The organism is Halomonas sp. 707D4 (assembly GCF_024158685.1).
Classification (GTDB): domain Bacteria; phylum Pseudomonadota; class Gammaproteobacteria; order Pseudomonadales; family Halomonadaceae; genus Vreelandella.
Map to the genome: position 1 here is coordinate 1 of NZ_JAMZBD010000734.1, position 1,085 is coordinate 1,085.

The following is a 1,085-nucleotide window of genomic DNA, read 5'->3' on the forward strand; positions in this document are numbered from 1 at the left end:
CATGTCCTGGCTCTGACCGCGAAACAGCGTCTCTTCCAGGGTCTCGAGCTCGAGCAGATTCACCAGTGTCTTCAGCGCGTCGTTCATTCTCGGTATCCTGTGACGTTTGGCCGCTCTAGAATCGGCTAGCTACCTTAACGGAGTTCGCCTCTATGCGCAGCGACGAATTTTACATGCACCGGGCGCTCGACCAGGCGCATCTGGCCGCCGCCGCCGGGGAGGTGCCGGTGGGCGCGGTGGTGGTCGACCCCGAAGGCGAGATCATCGGCGCCGCCCACAACGCCCCGGTCGAACGCTGCGACCCCAGCGCCCACGCGGAAGTTCGCGCGCTGCGCGAGGCAGGCCGGGCGCTCGGCAACTACCGCCTTGATGGCTGTACCCTGTATGTCACCCTGGAGCCCTGTATGATGTGTGCAGGCGCCATGATTCACGCGCGCATCAAGCGGCTGGTCTACGCCGCCGCCGAACCGCGCACCGGCATGGTCGAATCGAAGGCCAACCTGCTCGCCCAGCCCTGGTTCAACCACCGGGTCGACATCGAGGCGGGCGTGCTGGCGCCGGCCTCCAGCAAGCTCTTGAAGGCGTTCTTCGCCCGGCGCCGCTAACCCGAAGGAGACACGATGTCCGTGCTGCTCAATACGCTGATCGTGGTGCTGACCGTCGCCGTCATGGAGGTGGTGGCAACACTTGCCCACCGCTACATCATGCACGGGATCGGTTGGGGCTGGCACCGCTCCCACCACGAGCCGCGCACCGGCTGGTTCGAGCGCAATGACCTGTACGCGGTGGTGTTCGCGCTACTTGCCATCGTGCTGATCGCCTTCGGCACCGCCGGCGCCTGGCCGCTTCAATGGATCGGCGCTGGCATGACCGCCTACGGGGCGATCTACTTCGTGCTGCATGACGGGCTGGTGCACAAGCGCTGGCCCTTCAGCCTGATTCCCCGGCGCGGCTATATGAAGCGCCTCTACAGAGCCCACCGGCTGCACCACGCGGTGAAAGGGCGCGAGGATGGGGTATCGTTTGGCTTCATCTACGCCCCGCCGGTGGAAAAGCTCGAGGCCGAGCTCAAGCGCCGCCAGGCG

2 protein-coding genes are annotated in these 1,085 nt (G+C 65.7%); both read left to right on the plus strand.

What is annotated here, in order from left to right; genetic code table 11:
- Positions 1-152 precede the first annotated feature (152 nt).
- The gene (tadA, locus tag BIS11_RS18305; RefSeq protein ID WP_253423626.1) at positions 153-605 is read left to right on the plus strand and encodes a tRNA adenosine(34) deaminase TadA; all 453 of its coding nucleotides are present in this window, start codon (positions 153-155) and stop codon (positions 603-605) included.
- A 15-nt stretch (positions 606-620) separates the two neighbouring features.
- Positions 621-1,085 (plus strand): sterol desaturase family protein (locus BIS11_RS18310; protein WP_253586824.1); only part of this gene is annotated, 465 nt, incomplete at its 3' end.

Excerpts from the sequence above, each read along its gene's own strand:
- tadA (WP_253423626.1), top strand. The coding sequence starts at position 153 with ATGCGCAGCGACGAATTTTACATGCACCGGGCGCTCGACCAGGCGCAT.